General features: G+C 68.9%; 8 protein-coding genes and 1 pseudogene. 5 read left to right on the top strand and 4 right to left on the bottom strand.

Annotation, left to right across the window (positions count from 1 at the left end; translation table 11 throughout):
- Window positions 1–26: 26 nt before the first annotated feature.
- Entirely contained in the window at window positions 27–692 is a 666-nt protein-coding gene (locus tag OIE74_RS17405) for a TetR/AcrR family transcriptional regulator (protein ID WP_329384283.1), read from the bottom strand.
- 109 nt (window positions 693–801) lie between these two features.
- Between OIE74_RS17405 and OIE74_RS17400 the strand changes: the two genes are divergently transcribed.
- Entirely contained in the window at window positions 802–1,752 is a 951-nt protein-coding gene (locus tag OIE74_RS17400) for an SDR family NAD(P)-dependent oxidoreductase (protein ID WP_329384282.1), read from the top strand.
- A 358-nt stretch (window positions 1,753–2,110) separates the two neighbouring features.
- Complete coding sequence (locus OIE74_RS17395; RefSeq protein ID WP_329384279.1) at window positions 2,111–9,121, top strand: glycoside hydrolase domain-containing protein; 7,011 nt, start codon at window positions 2,111–2,113, stop codon at window positions 9,119–9,121.
- A gap of 227 nt (window positions 9,122–9,348) precedes the next feature.
- Here the strand turns inward: OIE74_RS17395 and cutA are convergent.
- Window positions 9,349–9,546, bottom strand: a pseudogene (gene cutA, locus OIE74_RS17390) (divalent-cation tolerance protein CutA); the annotation flags it as partial.
- Between the two features lie 177 nt (window positions 9,547–9,723).
- Here cutA and OIE74_RS17385 point away from each other — a divergent pair.
- Entirely contained in the window at window positions 9,724–10,287 is a 564-nt protein-coding gene (locus OIE74_RS17385) for a dihydrofolate reductase family protein (protein ID WP_329384277.1), read from the top strand.
- 212 nt (window positions 10,288–10,499) lie between these two features.
- On the opposite strand, the gene OIE74_RS17375 is transcribed toward OIE74_RS17385, so the two are convergent.
- Window positions 10,500–11,132 (bottom strand): DUF2461 family protein, encoded by a 633-nt coding sequence (locus tag OIE74_RS17375; RefSeq protein WP_329384274.1) that lies wholly within the window; start codon window positions 11,130–11,132, stop codon window positions 10,500–10,502.
- Window positions 11,133–12,170: 1,038 nt separating this feature from the next.
- Here OIE74_RS17375 and OIE74_RS17370 point away from each other — a divergent pair.
- Complete coding sequence (locus OIE74_RS17370; protein ID WP_329384271.1) at window positions 12,171–13,385, top strand: IS30 family transposase; 1,215 nt, start codon at window positions 12,171–12,173, stop codon at window positions 13,383–13,385.
- Between the two features lie 1,301 nt (window positions 13,386–14,686).
- On the opposite strand, the gene OIE74_RS17365 is transcribed toward OIE74_RS17370, so the two are convergent.
- Window positions 14,687–14,809, bottom strand: coding sequence for a hypothetical protein (locus OIE74_RS17365; protein ID WP_329384270.1), 123 nt, complete (start codon window positions 14,807–14,809; stop codon window positions 14,687–14,689).
- Between the two features lie 122 nt (window positions 14,810–14,931).
- Here OIE74_RS17365 and OIE74_RS17360 point away from each other — a divergent pair, with 122 nt between their 5' ends.
- The gene (locus OIE74_RS17360) at window positions 14,932–16,587 is read left to right on the top strand and encodes a serine/threonine-protein kinase (protein WP_329384268.1); all 1,656 of its coding nucleotides are present in this window, start codon (window positions 14,932–14,934) and stop codon (window positions 16,585–16,587) included.

Below are 16,587 nucleotides of genomic sequence, written 5' to 3'. Positions count from 1 at the left end.
GTGCCGCAGGTCAACGGCGGGGCAGGTCAGCGGCGGGGCAGCACGCCCAGGAGGGTCGCGGTCAGGGCCAGTTTCAGGGTGTCCTTCAACTCCAGGTGGAATTGGGCCAGGTCGGGCTCGGCCTGGTAGGCCGCCTGGAGGCTGGGTGGGGGTGTGCTGTACGCCGACAGCGCGCCGGCCATGACCATGGTCTGCAGGCTGAACTGTGTGGCGTTCTCGCCCAGCTCCGGCAGGTACTTCCGGATCAGGGCGGTCATCGTTGTCAGGCGGTCCAGGGAGGCGCGCTTGAAACGTGTTACGACCGCGACGGAGACGTTGTGTTCGAGGACGCCGCCCTGTGCGCCGAAGAGGTCGCACAGCACCACTCGGCCGGAGAGTGAGCGGCTGAGGGTCTCGGCCACCGCCGCCGCTCGCTCGGCCATGGGCAGATTCTCGTCGACGCCGGCGGCCAGCTCGTCTGCCAGTTCCGTCAGCCACTCCTGCAGGAAGTGGTCCAGCAGTTCCAGCAGCACCGCCTCGCGAGACTCGAAGTAGCGCAGCACGTTCGGCTTCGCCAGGCCTACCCGGCGGCTCAGCTCGTTCAGGGTGACGGCGGCCACAGGCATCTCGTCGAGCATCGCCGAGGCCATGTCGAGGATCGCCCGTCGGCGGATCTCCCGCTGCTCTTCGGTTCGCGCCCGCTGGAAAGTCACGATCACCAGCCTAACTTACGTACCGGCGGTACGTTGACAACGTACCGAAAGTACTTTAACGTCGTCGGCGCAAGATACCCTCGGTACGTTATCTAGTCGGGAGCCTGGCATGAGCGAGAAGTGGACGACGGCGAACATTCCGGACCAGCGCGGGCGGGTCGCCGTGGTGACCGGGGCCAACACCGGGCTGGGGTACGAGACCGCCAAGGCGCTCGCCGAGCGCGGGGCTTCCGTGGTGCTCGCCGTGCGCGACGTCGATAAGGGCGAGCAGGCCGCGGCCCGCATGACCGGCGACGTGACCGTGCAGGCGCTGGACCTGACCTCGCTCGACTCCGTCCGGACCACGGCGGCGGCGCTGCGGTCCCGGCTCGGCCGGCTCGACCTGCTGATCAACAACGCCGGCGTGATGTACACCCCGAAGCAGACCACTCGGGACGGCTTCGAGATGCAGTTCGGCACCAACCACCTCGGCCACTTCGCGCTCACCGGGCTCCTGTTGGACCTGATGCTGCCGGTGCCCGGCTCGCGCGTGGTGACGGTCAGCAGCACCGGCCACCGCATCCGGGCCGCGATCCACTTCGACGACCTGCAGTGGGAGCGGTCGTACGGCCGGGCCGCCGCCTACGGTCAGTCCAAGCTGGCCAACCTGATGTTCACGTACGAGTTGCAGCGCCGCCTCGCCATGCACGGCACCACCACCGCCGCGGTGGCCGCGCACCCCGGCCTGTCCAGCACCGAACTCGCCCGCAACACCCCCGCGGCCCTCCGTCTCCCGCTCACCTGGCTCGCGCCGCTGATCACCCAGACGCCGGCGATGGGCGCACTGCCGACCCTGCGCGCCGCCACCGACCCCGCCGCGCTCGGCGGCCAGTACTACGGCCCCGGCGGACGCAACGAGATCATGGGCCACCCCCGGCTGGTCACCTCCAGTCCCCAGTCGTACGGGCTAGCCGTCCAGCAGCGCCTGTGGGCCGTCTCCGAAGACCTCACGGGGGTGCGGTTCCCCGTGGTTCAGTCCCAGCAGAACTCGTCTCCCTCCGGATCGGCGATCACGATGTAGCCCACGCTGGTAAGAGGCGGCGAGTCGTTGCCGAGTCTGGACAACAAAGGAGGCCCAAGTCGCCGACTTGGGCCTTCGCCGTGGAGCGGGTGACGAGAACCGAACTCGCGCTCTGAGAGCCGCGCCGCGCGCGAAGGCGGTGACTCCCTTCGCTGCGTCCGGCGCGCACCTCCTGTGTGAGTTCTGTTTGCCCGTTGTACGCCTTTTCCCTGTCTTATGGCGCACGTTCGTGAACGCGACGGGTGTTGTCCCGTGCGTCCACTGCCGTCTCGCTCCGCACGCTCCGGCGTTCGGTCTGACAACGCTGTCCTCCCCTAGGGCGGACTGTGCGGGCGTATCGCGACGCTGGAGAGGTTACGTGCCCATCACATCCCAAGCTCCCTTGCCCCGCGCGGTTCTTCCGCGGACCGCCCGCCGACGTCATCGGCCCCTGCACGCGACGGTCGCCGTGCTGCTCACCGGCGCGCTCGGCTTCGGCGCGCTGGCCGGTGCCGGCGCGGCCACCGCAGTGCCCGGCGCCACCACGTCCACAGGGTCCGGCGGGACGTCCGGCGGGACGGACTACACGAAGCTCGTCGACCCGTTCGTGTCGACCGCGGGCGACTACGGCAACGACATGCCGGGCGCGCAGGCGCCCCACGGTCTGGCCAAGGTCAACCCGCTGACCACGCCGAACCGCAACCACACCGGGTACGACTACAACGAGGACCACATCGCCGGGTTCACGGCGACGAACCTCGACGGCGTCGGCGGCTCCGGAGGCGGTGGTGACCTGCTCGTCGTACCGACCTCCGTGCAGTACGACAGCCGCCCCGCCGCCGGCACGTACGCCCACCCCTACAGCCACGACGACGAGTCCGCGACACCCGGCTACTACCAGGTGGGCCTCGGGGCCATCTCCGGAACCGGGTCGTCGGTGAGGCAGGACTCCGGCACCATCAAGGCCGAGATGGCCGCGACGACGCGCACGGCGCTGCAGCGGTACAGCTTCCCCACCGGATCGAACCCCGAGCTCGTCCTTGACCTGGCGAACAACTTCACCAGCCGCACCCGCTCGACCATGAAGGCGACGACGCTCCCGAACGGGGCCACGTCGATCACTGGTCTCATCGCCGGGTCGTTCAACGGCGCCTCGTACAAGCTGTACTACAACGCCACCACGAACGTCCCCGTGACCTCCCTGAAGAGCTGGGGCAACGACGGCAGGCTGAGCGACGCGACCACGCGGGACGGGTCCGACACCGGCGCCGTCCTCGGGTTCGACAAGGCCGCCGGCGACGACATCGAGCTGCGCATCACGCTGTCGCCGATCAGCGCCGAGCAGGCCGCGACCGACCAGCACAACGAGGTGGGCGACCTCACCTTCGACCAGGCGCGCGCCCGGACGAAGGCGGAATGGAACAAGTCGCTCGGCGCCGTCGGCGTGCGTGCCTCGGCGAAGTCCGACCCCGGGTCGACGCTCACCAAGGAGTTCTACACGCACCTGTACCGCATGTACGCGCTGCCGGTGAACGCCACCAGCACCAGCGGTACGTACCGCGGCGCCGACGGAGCGGTGCACAAGGCGAACGGCTTCACGTACTACGACGGCTGGTCCACCTGGGACGACTTCCGCAAGTACTCCGTCGAGGCGTACATCGACCCGGCCACCTACCGGGACATGATCCAGTCGCTGATTGTGCTCTTCGCCGACACGCGCACCTCCGGCAAGAGCCTCGGCAGCCTCACCCACTCGGTCCCGACCGTGCGCTGGGAGCGCTCGGCCGTGCTTGTCGCCGACGCGCTGTCGAAGGGCTTCAAGAACTTCGACCGGCTCGACGAGGCGTACCCGGCGCTGCTCTCGTACTCCGGGTACTACACCGGGGCGCAGTTGCGGCAGGGGTACGTCACGGGTGATCCCGGTACAACCGTGCAGCGCGGCTACGACCAGTGGGCGCTCTCCGTGATCGCCGGCGCGCTCGGCAAGAAGGACGACGCGAAGAAGCTGCGCACCCAGTCGACGATGGCGATCGACAACCTCGTGAAGCCCGGCGCCTGGACCGCGGCCGACGGCACCGAGGTCGGTCTGCTCACCCCGCGTGCCGCGAACGGCGACTGGCAGAGCGCGGACTACGAGAAGTTCGAGGCGGCCGGCCTCTACCAGGGCACGCTGTGGCAGTACCACTGGTACGACGCGTACAACATGGGCGGCCTCATCGAGGCCATGGGCGGCGAGAAGGCCGGCAAGGCCGCGGTCAAGCACATGTTCGGCGAGGACTCCAGCGTCGACGACGGCTCGACCATGCTGCACTCCAACGCGAACGAGATCGACCTGCAGGCCCCGTACCTCTTCAACTACGTCGGCGAGCCGAGCCTGACGCAGAAGTGGGTGCGTGCCATCTACACCGGCACGACCTGGAACCGCTACATCGCGACGGGCTCGACGAACGAGGCCCCCAGCTCCGGCGGCCAGTTCACCCCGCCGGTCAAGACCCAGGTCTACAAGCTCTCGCCGAACGGCTTCCTGCCGACCATGGACAACGACGCCGGCACCATGTCGACCATGTTCGTCGCTGCCGCACTGGGCCTGTTCCCGGTGACCGCCGGTTCCAGCCAGTTCCAGATCGGCAGCCCGTTCTTCGACTCCACGACGATCACCTACGCCAACGGCACCCGGTTCACGGTGAAGGCCGACGGCGTGTCGCCGAGCAACTACTACGTGCAGAACGCGACCCTCAACGGCAAGCGGTTCGACAACACGTGGCTCGACTACTCGCAGATCATCTCCGGCGGAACCCTGGACTTCACCATGGGTTCCAAGCCCTCCCGGTGGGGCGCCCACACGAAACCCGCGTACTCGCTGAACACCGACTCGGGCGACACGGGTGACGGCGATACGGGAACGGACAAGGGCCACACCGTCGTCTCCGCCCACCCGGGCACCATCGCCACCACCGAGGACGGCACCGTCCACGACAGCGTGAAGCTCACTCTGTCCGGACCGGCGTCCTTCGACGCGCGCAAGGGAACCAGTCTCACCAAGACCGGGGCGGCGAGCGTGACCGGCCTGCCGGCCGGTGTCACGGCTGACCTCCGCGTCAGCGGCTCGCGCACGGCGACGCTGTCGCTCACCGGCACCACGAAGGTCGACGCACGCTTCGGCATCGCCTTCCGCGACGCTGCCTTCGCCCACGGCGTGCGGGCCTCCACGGTGAGCGGCACCGGTACATCCCCGACCGACCCGCTCCTGATCTCGGCGGCCGCGGTGCACCGCAAGGCCCTCGGCGCACTCGTCGACCAGGCGTCCGTGGTACGCGGCGCCAACTACTCCGACGGCTCCTGGAACCTGTTCCGGTCGGCCCTCGAACGCGCGCGGACCGTCCTCGCGGACACCACCTCCGCGACGGGCGCGACCTCCGCGACGGGCACGATCATGGCCGCACAGGACACGCTCCAGACCGCCATCGACGGGCTGACCATCGACGAGGGCGGCTACGCCGTCCTGCAGGCCGAGGACCCCGACCAGAAGGAGGGGCCCAGCCTCATCAGCGAGCGGAACAACTCCGACGGCAACCTCGGTGGCGTCACCGAGGGATCGTGGGAGCGGTTCACCAAGCTGGACTTCGGCGGGGTCGCCCCGCGGAGCATCTCGGTCCGCTACGCGAACTCGCAGGCGACGAACGCGAAGCCGAGCAGCGTCGACATTCACGCCGGCGCCGCCGACGGCCCCGTCGTCGCCACCGTCCAGCTCCCCGGAACCGGCGGCTGGCAGTACTACAACACGGTGCGGGCGGCCGTCACCGACCCGGACGCGCTGCTGGACGCGAAGAGCGCGACGTTCGTGTTCCACGCCCCGTCGGGCCAGCAGTGGGTGTCGAACTTCGACTGGTACCAGTTCTCGCCGTACGAGGTCTCGGTGTCCCCCACGACCACGCTCGCCACGCTGACCGCGGTGAACAGCGCCGCGACCGGCAGCGGCTCGCTCCCGCTCAACCTCTCGAACGGCATCTTCGAGAACGTGACGAACGGCGCGTGGGCGCAGTGGAAGGACACCGACCTCCAGGGCGGCGCCGACACCGTCACCGTCCGCTATGACAAGCCCCAGTCCCGCGCGGCGTCGGACTCGCACATCGAGCTGCACCTCGGCTCGAAGGACGGCCCGAAGAGCGTCGACATCCCCCTCGACTACAGCGGATCGGGCTGGGGAACCATCGCCACGACGAGCGTGCACCTCGACCCGAGCGTCTTCACCGGCGTCCAGGACGTGTACGCGGTGTTCGTCTCCAGCACGCAGACCGCCTCCCAGCCCTACGTGGGCAACGTCTACTCGCTGGCCCTGACGCGGACCGCCGACGCCCCCGTGGGCTTCGACGCCACCGCGTTCCGTTCGCACAGCGGCGGCGGCCTCAAGAGCGAGCCCGTCGGCTGGACCGGCTCGGGCTCCACCACCGACCTCGGCGGTACCTACAACGGAGCCTGGCTCGACTACGGGGACATCGACTTCGGCAGCTCCCCGAAGAGCACCGTCACGATCACCTACGTCAACAACTCCGCCCGCTGCGGCACCGGCTCCGCCGTCCAGCTCTACCTGGACTCCTTCGACGCGGCCGACCCCGGCACGCCGTACGCGACCGTACCGCTGCCGGTCACGGGAAGCGCGTGGTCGTCAGGAGGGACGACGAGTCTGACACTGCCCAAGGCGATCACCGGCACGCACGCCGTCCACCTGCGGCTGACGACGAACCCGGACTCCTCGCACCCGTACGTCGCGAATCTGGGCCGGATCACCTTCGACCACGTCGAGACGCCCGCCGTCACGGACAAGTCCACCCTGCGGAAGGCGATCGAGCGGTACGAGGGGCTCTCCGCCGACGCGGGGCGCTACGGATCGATCGACTTCGGCGTGTACGAGCGTGAACTCGCTGCCGCACGGGCCCTCGTCGTCGCCGACGACGCGACCCAGCTTGAGGTCGACACGCAGACACGCGGCCTCAGCCTGGCCGCCGGCCAACTGATCCCGCTCCCGAGGCTGAAGCTGGAGGACCTCGTCGCCACCGCGTCGGCCCTCCACGACGACCGCTACACGGACGCCTCGTGGAAGGCGTTCACCGCGGCACTCGCCGCGGCGAAGACCGCGGTCGCCGACGACGCGGCCACGGACGCGACGCTCACCGCCCGGTACGACGACCTCCGCCGCGCCCGGTCCGCGCTCACCACGAAGCCGAGGACGGTGCCGGCCACGCCCGACGCGGTGTCGGCGACCTCGTCCGGCACGAGCGTGACCGTCGCCTGGTCCGCACCCGCGGACACCGGCGGCTCAGCGGTCACCGGCTACCGGGTCACCCTCAGCGACGGTCACCAGATCAAGATCGACGATCCGGAGAGCCGGAGCACGACGTTCACCTGGTTGCGGGCCGGCAGGTCCTACACGGCACGCGTCCAGGCGGTGAACGCCGTCGGCACCTCCCACCCGAGCGCCGCCACGGCACCCGTGGTCACCGGCGGCGGCAAGCCGCAGAAACCGGCTGTGACGGGTGTGATCACCGACGGCAAGCGGGTCCGCGTGACCTGGCGGGCGGCCGGCGACGGCGGATTCCCGGTCATCGGCTACACCGTGGCCCTCGACGACGGAACCACCGCGCACGTCCCGGCCACGACGGGCACGACGCTGCTCACGACCACGGGCAAGGCCAAGGCACACACGGCCACCGTCACCGCGGTCACCCTGGCCGGAACCTCGGACGACTCCGCAGCGACCGTCCCGGCGACCACCTCGGCGACCGCTGCGGCGGCCGCCTCCGACCCGGCGTACGAGCCATCCCCCTTCCCGGACGACACGCTCAACGCCACGTACGCGTCGGACAAGTGGCCGGGCACCGGCGACGGGACCGACTACTTCTACAGCCTGCTCAACGGCATCGAGGACCTCGGTTCCGACGTCCTCGGAGCCAACGCCAAGGTGCCGAACGGCACCGCGCCCACCGCCGAGAACGACCGGATCGCCGTGCGCGTCAACAACGCGGCGACACAGAAGGAGGTGGACCGGGCCGTGGCCGACGCGGCCACCAGCGGCACCGTCACGATGGCCGACGGCCTCGGCTCCCGGCTCGGCCCGATCTACCGCGACGCCCTGAACGGCGGCCAACTGCCCAAGACCAGCGCACTGTTCTCCCGCGTCACGAAGAGTCTCGACAAGGTCGACGCGGCGAAGAACCACTACGGCTACCTGCGCCCGTACGTGCGGCTCGGGCTCGTCGGCGACGGCGGCGACATCTACGAGTCGCAGGACGGCTCGTACGGCAGCCTCACCACCAGCGGCTCGTACCCGAGCGGCCATACCTACGGCGGCTACGAAGCGGGGACCATCCTCGCCACGCTCCTGCCGGAGCTGGCACCGTCGATCCTCGCCCGCACCTCGGAGTACGGGAACAATCGGGTCGTCCTTGGGTTCCACTACCCGCTCGACGTCATGGGCGGCCGTATCACCGGACAGGCAACCGTCGCGCACCGGTGGGCGGACCCCGACTTCGCGAAGCTGCTGACGCAGGCCCACACCGAGATGGAGAACGTACTGCTCGCGCAGTGCGAGAAGGAGGGCTACGGCAACACGCTCAAGGCATGCGAGGGCGACTCCTACGCGGGCCTGAGCACGGCGCAGCACGTCGACCTGTACACGCAGCGCCTGGATTACGGGTTCTCCCGGGTCGGTAAGTCCGGGCAGGCCCTCAAGGCGCCGTCCGACGCGGCGGCCCTGCTGATCACGGCCTTCCCGGACCTCACCACCGCGCAGCGCACCCAGATCATCGAGCAGACCGCGACGGACTCCGGCTCCCCGCTGGACATCACCGCGGCCGGCGGAGCGAGCTGGGAGCGCATCAACCTGGCGGCCGCGATGTCGGCGCACGTCGTCGTCAACGCCGACGGGTCGGTCAAGGTGACGAACTACTCGGACGCCACCGAGGCCAGTGTCGCCGACGCCAAGGCGATCACCGTCGGAGGCGTCGCGATCGACGGGTTCGACCCAGCCGTGTTCACGTATGTCGTCGACTGGCCGAAGAACAAGAAGATCCCAGCCCTCTCCGCCGTACCGGCGCGGTCCGGCGCGCAGGTCAAGGTCACCGACGGCAGTTCGGTCCTCTCCTCGACCGGGTCCCGGTTCACCACCCGCACCATCAAGGTGACCTCGGCCAACGGCTCGGTCACCCGGACCTACACGGTCGGGTTCCAGCTCACGGACCGCGATGACCGGCCGGTCGCGGCCGGCGGCAACGGCCGTGCCGGCGGTGACGCCGCCATCGCAGGACCCGGCCTGTGGCCCACCTCCGGTCTGTTCGGCATCAGAGGCACCGGACTCCGGTCGCCGGCGCTGGCGTGGACGGAGCCCAGGTGATCTCCAGGGCGCTGGGCACGACGTGACCGCCGGCCCCGTCGCGCCCCGTGGTCGCTGACCCTCGCGAGGTGCACCACCACGGGCGGTCGGCCCCTCCGGGCGAACCCCTGACGTTCGCCCGGAGGGGCCGTCGGCATGACAGCACGGCCGTTGCACGGGCGGCGGTGGGGCGGAACAGAGGCGTACCCAAAACGATCAGTCCGAGAGGCAAGGTAGAACCACCGCCTGTACCGGTCGGAGCGGGTCTTCATAAGGAGCTGCCACTCCTCGCCGGCGCCGAACTCTCCGTTGTGCCAGAACACGGACGTGACGGGGCCGATGATTTGCGCTCCGGCGGCCAGGCGCTCGCGCACGAGGGACTGCGCGAGCTGGACGGCCTGTTCACGGGTCTCGGTGGCGGTGGACACCTGGCCGAGGTCAGTCACGGCGAGGAGCCTACGCGGCGCTCGATATCTTCCGAAGACTCACCTGAACGCGTGCTTGGTCCGCACCGGGTGACCACCGAGCACGAGGACTACCTGTGAGCCCGGATCGCGCACCGATGAGTTTCCCGCGCCGCGCCGGTCTGTACGCGTGAGACCGATTCACGGAAGGCTGGCGCCATGCGCAAACTGATCTACGGCATGAACGTGTCCCTGGACGGCTACATCGCCGCGCCCGGCGACGACCTCGGCTGGAGCGTGCCGAGCGACGAGCTGTTCCAGTTCTGGTCCGACCGGTTGGAGGCGACCGACCTGACGCTGTACGGGCGCAAGCTATGGCAGGGGATGAGTTCCCACTGGCCGACCGGCGACCAGCGGCCGGGCGCCACCCCGGCGGAGATCGAGTACGCGCGCCGCTGGCGGGACATGTCGAAGGTGGTGTTCTCCTCGACGATCGACAAGGTCGACTGGAACGCCCGCCTGGTCACCGGCGACGCGGTCGCCGAGATCACCCGGCTCAAGGCCGAGGACGGCGGCCCGATGGACATCTGCGGCGCGACGCTCGCCGGGGCGGCCATGCGGGCCGGGCTGATCGACGAGTACATGCTGGCCACCGCGCCGGTCCTGGTGGGCGGCGGCACGCCGTTCTTCGCCGCGCTGGACAACTGGGTGAACCTGAACCTGGTGGAGACGCGGACGCTTCCCGGCGGCGTGATCCTGACCAGGTACGAGACGAGGCGCTGAGCGCCCGTCCGGGAGCGCTGCGCGGGGGTGTCGCCCTGGTCCGCGCCCGCATTCCCACACTTCTGCCGGATGTGCTCTCCGGGGCCCTCGATCCGGGGCCTGTCTTCGACCGTGCCGCCCCCTGGCCGAGGTGCCGGACGGTTGTCGGGCGGTGGACGACCGATCGGCGCTGGAGGTGCGCATCACCTTCTGAGCGCGGCGCCCTCGCGATGTCAGGCGGCGCGCTTCACGTGGCGGACCAGCCACATCAGCAGGGCGTCCAGGTCGGCGGCGGCCGAGAGGACCCGGTCGACCGCCTCGGGGGTGTGCAGCCACTCCTCGCAGCCCAGGGGACGCGCGGCGATCAGCGAACGGTGGCGCAGCAGGTTCGTACGGGAGTGGTCTGCCGGATAGCCGCGCGGGGGGCGTTTCATCACGTCCCCGGAGATGTCGTAGCCCTTCTTCCGCACGTCCTCGACGATGGCGGACAGTTCGCGGCCGCTCCCCTCGGAGGCCACGGCTCTGCGGAACATGTCCACCTGGCCGGGATCGGGGTACCACCAGGCGCCCTGGATCCGCAGGCCGTCCAGGGAGAACCGGAGACCGATCTCGATCTTGCGGCCGAGCCGGATCACCGCGCCCTGGTGCTGCCACCACCAGGAGTTGGTGCGGTAGTGCCAGACGGAGAAGTCCTCGTACCGGGGGTCGGTGTCCGCGACCTCGTTGAGAAGGGCGATCATCGGCTGCCGGACCAGGCGTTCGCGGTCCGCGCGGTAGCGCTCGCGGGTCGCGTGGGTCGGTTCGCCCTGGAGCTGCGACAACACGTCCATGGCCTGCTCGGGCCAGCCGGTGAACTGTCCGCGCATGCGCGGATGGTAGCTCACCATGATCCGCGCGCGCGGAGAGTGAGACGGGCAGGGGGGCGTGGCCCCAGACATGGCGGGAAGTGTTGCGGCGGGGCCCGCCGGCCAGTTCGATGCCCGGAGTCTCAGGTCAGCGAGGCGAAAACCCAGGCCCAATAATCTCGGAGCGCTGTCCGTGATCATTCGCCACCCACAGTCTGGCTAAGGGCATTTGGCGATGATCACCGTCGAGGCCCGTTCCGATTCAGAACACGGAGGCCGTACCGACGTTCAGAACTGGGCACATGGCCAGATCAGTTGCTGAGCGGATCGGTACGTCCCCGGGGCGAATCAGCCAGGCCAACACCCTGCTCGGACTAGGAGGACGCGGTCGAGGATCCCAGGTTGGCCGACCTGATTCCCGCCCCCGCGTCGCCCCCGCCGGTCGGCGGTATGTAGTTCCGAATCCCAGCCTTGGAGGCGCCGCTGTAACCCGAGTTCCCGCTCGAACCGTCCACCCCGTCTGGAGCCCAGGCGTTCTGGGTCGGCCCCCGGTATCTGGCCGGTGACGAAGGACGTCTCTACGAGATGGTGACCGACGCCGAAGCACCAGCGCAAGCTCGCGAAGACCATCGACGCCGAAGTTCGGCAGCAGCGCGGCGAAGCCGCCGAGCGGGCTCAGGCGAAGACGCGGAAGCACTCCGGCTGAGGTCGTGGCGGCCTCGTCCGTCGCGGCGTGGCCGAGGCGGGACCGCTCAGCAACAGCGGTCCTGTCTCCGCCGCATGCTCTTGGCGGAGTTCGCGGGCAGCGGCATTGCCTTCGTAATGCCGCAACGCCTCACACTCCTGTGATCCAGTTCACAGGAAATGCGTCTCGCCATTCGAGAAGTCCGGCGCGGAAAGGCTCGCGCATCGCGCGGAAGGTCGCCGAAAACGGCACTTCTGCCAGCAGAAAGGACTGGTGGAGGGCTGGTGGGACGAGAAAGGGTCTAGGCAACAATGAAGCCCCGCGCGAGGCTTGGGTTCTAGCGGTCGTTGCAATACCCCAGTTCAAGGGGTGGGATGGACTTCGAGATTCGCGAGGACCGGCAGCCGCGGGGACGTAAGAAACTCACTCGTGAGCGGGAGGCATACTCCCGGCTCATGGAGCAGGGCGTGAGCAACACGGAGGCGTGCCGGATCGTCGGGATCAACCGGCGGACCGGGAAACGCCGGCGATACGGACGCAACCCGTCCGGCGGCAGGAAGGCGGCTCCACCGATCAACGCGGTGGAGCCGCCTTCCGTGTGCTCGCGGTACTTGCGCGAGGCCGACCGCATCCATATCGCCGACCGCCTGCGGGAGAAGGCCACGATCCGCGTGATAGCAGCGGAGCTGGGCCGCAGCCCGTCGACGGTCGGCCGTGAAGTCCGCCGCAACCGCCACCCCGGAAACGGGCAGTACCGGCCGCACGCGGCCCAGGCCCGCGCCGATGCCCGCCGGCCCCGCCCCAGGCCCGGGAAGATCGGACAGAACCCCGAGCTGCGGGACGCGATACAGGCGGGCCTGGACGAGCGGTGGAGCCCTGAGCAGATCTGCCAGGCTCTGCGCAGGCAGTTCCCCGACCGGCCGGAGATGCACGTGGTCCACGAAACCGTCTACCAGGCCCTCTACGTCCAAGGACGCGGAGAGCTACGGCGAGAGCTGGCCGGCGCCCTGCGCAGTGGACGTGCCCGCCGCAGGCCCCACCGTCAGGCCAACTCCCGCCGGCCCCGCTTCACCGAGCCGATGGTCATGATCAGCGACCGCCCGGCCGAAGCCGGGGACCGGGCGGTGCCCGGCCACTGGGAAGGCGACCTGATCATCGGCAAGGACAGCGCGTCCGCGATCGGGACCCTGGTCGAGCGTGCCACCCGCTGCGTGATGCTCCTGCACCTGCCTGACGGCCGGGGCGCCGAGCAGGTCCGCGACGCCCTCCAGGAGACCGTGCAGCGACTACCCGCCCACCTCAAGCGGTCTCTGACCTGGGACCAGGGCTCCGAGACGGCCGAACACCGCTCGTTCAGCACCGCCACGGACGTCCCCGTCTACTTCTGTGATCCGGGCAGTCCCTGGCAGCGCGGCCCGAACGAGAACACGAACGGTCTGCTGCGGCAGTACTTTCCCAAGGGCACCGACCTGGCCGTCCACAGCCGCGAGCACCTCGACGCCGTCGCCGCCCAGCTCAACGGCCGCCCACGCAAAACGCTCGACTGGGAAACCCCAGCCGAACGCCTGCATAAACTCATCGCGGCCTGATCAACACGACCACCTGTTGCGACGACCCCTAGAAACCGCCAGGGGCGCGGGGCTTTTCTTTGGAGCGGGTGACGAGAATCGAACTCGCGCTCTGAGCTTGGGAATCCACGGCGCCCTGGAGCACCACAGGGCGCTGAACAGGGATTACTTGTGCTTACGGGCTGTGCTGGAGCTAATTGGATTGACCGCTTCTGACCTTGGTGTGCCGCACGGAAGGGCTGGGATGGGGCTGGCCTGTGATTGGACGGAAGAGAAGACAGCTCTGGCTGATGCGACGAGCGATAACGGACAGAGGGTTGCGCGGTGATGTGCCGGCGCGAAGCGTTATGCAATATCGCCACGAATCCGCCGGCACCCGCGAACGACGCCCTGACCATCTCCCGGTGCCGTGCTGGTACATCAGCCCACGTACATAAGCCCGGAGACGACGAAGCGCCCCCACCGGAGGCAGCCGGTCGAAGCATTTGCTACGACGGTGGGCCACGGTGGACTCGAACCGGTTTACTCGTCCGCTACCAGGTCCTCTCGTGCTGACCTAGGATCGTCAGCGACCATGTACGCACCGTGATGGTCCGGGCGGACCAGCTACGAACACACTTTGGGGAGGCCCCGGATGGCTCGGGGACAGTGCATCGCCGATCCTTGCGAGATGTGCGAGGTATGGGAATGCACCGACCTGCATCTGAGGCTCCGGTCCCCCTCAATGTCATTCGTCCGGAACTCCCCGACTCCGATGACGAACGGCAGCGCATCGTCCTGCGCTTCCGGCGTGAGACCGCTGTTCTCGCCGGAGTTGACCTTCCCACGTCGCGACCGTGCACAACGTCGGTGAAGGGAAAGCGATGCAGCACCTCGTGATGCAGTTCGTCCCCGGCGTAGCAACTGTGGCGGATCTCGTGTCGGAGCACGGTCCACTTCCAGTGGATGCGACCGGCGCCGTGGGCGCGCAGATCGCCGCCGGGCTGTCCGCCGTGCACGCCGCACGTCTCGTGTGCAGGGGATCTCAAGCCGCAGAACGTCACTGTGGCGCCCAACGGCACCTTGAAGATGATCGACTTCAGTCTGGTGGCCGCGCCCGGCGCCATGCCTGCACGGCTGACCGCCCCGTGCGAGGGCACGATGCACCGCACTCTCGAGCCCCGGACCAGAAAGGCGGTCCCCATTCCCACGTCGACCACCGTGTCGATCTCTACTCACCGGGCTGCTTGCTGTACATGCTGACCGAAGAATCCCCGTTCACCGCCCCGATACCAGCGATCGTCATGCTGGCGCACCGGACCAGTACGCCTCCGGCCCTCGCCTCATTCCGCCACGACATCCCACTGGACCTCGAAGATCTGGTCCTCCGGCTCCTCGCGGAGCACCCCGGCGAGTGGCACGCTGACGCCACCTCGGGGTACTCCCTCCTGGCCCCTCATATTCATGCATCCGCACCTGACGCATCGTGGTATTTGTTCCTGGACCCAGGTATGTCCATGACGCAGCCATTCCCGGCCTCTCCGCGACCGTCGGCAACCCGGGGCAACGCAAGAGCGCAGGGGAGACGATGAGGGATCATCACCTCACGAGGGGCGAACTGATCGACGGCCGCTACGAGCTGGCGGAGCTGCTCGGCAGAGGTGGCATGGGCGAGGTGTGGGCGGCGTACGATCAGCGGCTGGACCGGTCTGTGGCGGTGAAACTGCTGACACCACGGACGGCTGTCTCCAAGATGCCGCGCAGGCTCGATCCGCAGGACCCCGCCGTCGTTCGATTCACCAGAGAAGCACGACTGATGGCCAAGCTGGAGCATCCGTACGTACCGGTCATCCATGATGCGGGCACCCATCGAGCGAGTCAGCTCTATCTGGTCATGCAGCGCGTGTACGGACACACGCTGGACCGGTTGGTGACCCAGCGCGGACCCTTTCCCGTGGAATGGGCCGCCGCAGTGGGCGCCCAGGTGTGCTCCGTGCTGGTCCAGGCTCACGGACGCGGCTTCGTCCACAGGGATCTGACGCCCCGTAACGTGATGCTCACGGCAGATGGCACGGTACGCGTCCTCGACTTCGGTATCGCCACCGCCCTGCAACCACCGGGCGGGCCACGGTTGACCGACGCGGGCATGGTGGCCGGAACTCCGGGCTTCATCTCTCCAGAGCAAGGCAAGGGGCAGGCAGCCACTCCCCTCAGTGATCTGTACGCACTGGGCTGCGTGCTGTACGAGATACTGGGTGGCCGACCGCCGTTCACGGCCGACGAGCCGCTGGCCCTGGTGATCCAGCACATCGCCGATACTCCGGTACCACTGAATCGGCTGCGCGACGACGCACCAGCCGAACTGTCCGACCTGGTCTCCCGCTTACTCGCGAAGCGCCCGGAGGACCGACCGGCGGACGCAGCCGAAGTCCGGAAGGTACTCGCGCCCTGGGCCGAGCAGGCGGTGCCGAAAGCCACCCGCGCCGGAACTCCGCAGCCAGGCAAAGCCACCGCGCGCCTGCCGTACGATGGCACCGACCTGCCGAAGGGTCCTCCGCCGGACAAAGCGCACGCACCCGTTCCGGAGCACGCCCCGGCCCCGCTCGCAAGTGCACGAGCTCAGGTTCGAGCAGCGCAACCGCCGTCCACATCCGGGGCTGGGTCGCCTGCAAAGTCGGCGGACCTGCGCGAGCGCGCGCAACGCCTCGCGGCAGAGGGACGGTTGTCACAGGCACTGGAGCTGTTGGGCAAGGATCTCAAGGAGGCGCTGCCCCGTTTCGACTCCTCCCATCCGGAGGTCGTCTCCCGCCGACTGGCCATCCTCCGGTTGCAGTTCGAAGCGCAGGAACTGCAAGCGGCACGTGAGGGCTGCCTGGAGCTTGCGGAAACCCTCGTGTCGACCCGTTCCGCGCCGGACGGGGACCTCGCGGCTTGCCGGGTGATGGCAGCCCGCTGCCTTGGCCGGCTCGGGCACAACTCCGCCGCCCTCTTGGAGCTTCGCGAGGCGCTCGATCTCCAGAAGGAGGTGCTTCCCCCGTTGGATCCGGAGGTCTTGGAGACCCGCCGAGACATCGCCACCCTCCTGGCGGGATCAGGTGCGGCCGGTGAAGCCCTCGAGGCTCTGCGCCACCTCGCCGACGACCAACGGACCATGCTGCCCCCCGACCATCCCGCCCATGCCGAGGTGGAGCATCTGGTCAGCCGCCTGGGCAGACTGACCCGCGCGCTCAGCCTCCCGCAGTAG

It is taken from the genome of Streptomyces sp. NBC_01716 (genome assembly GCF_036248275.1).
In the GTDB taxonomy this organism is placed as follows: domain Bacteria; phylum Actinomycetota; class Actinomycetes; order Streptomycetales; family Streptomycetaceae; genus Streptomyces.
Note: the sequence above shows the minus strand (reverse complement) of the source record. Positions and strands in the feature narration are given on the sequence as shown.